The sequence below is a fragment of the Duganella fentianensis genome (assembly GCF_009857835.1).
In the GTDB taxonomy this organism is placed as follows: Bacteria; Pseudomonadota; Gammaproteobacteria; order Burkholderiales; family Burkholderiaceae_D; genus Rugamonas; species Rugamonas fentianensis.
Genome location: NZ_WWCL01000033.1, coordinates 1 through 258, shown reverse-complemented (window position 1 = coordinate 258; position 258 = coordinate 1). Strand labels below are relative to the sequence as shown.

The 258-nt window shown below is 54.3% G+C and carries 1 rRNA gene; it reads left to right on the top strand.

The window, feature by feature from the left end:
• Positions 1 to 258, top strand: a 16S ribosomal RNA gene (locus tag GTP23_RS22470); the annotation flags it as partial.

Below are 258 nucleotides of genomic sequence, written 5' to 3'. Positions count from 1 at the left end.
CGGAGCTTGCTCTGGTGGCGAGTGGCGAACGGGTGAGTAATATATCGGAACGTACCCAAGAGTGGGGGATAACGTAGCGAAAGTTACGCTAATACCGCATACGATCTAAGGATGAAAGCAGGGGACCTTCGGGCCTTGTGCTCCTGGAGCGGCCGATATCTGATTAGCTAGTTGGTGAGGTAAAGGCTCACCAAGGCATCGATCAGTAGCTGGTCTGAGAGGACGACCAGCCACACTGGAACTGAGACACGGTCCAGA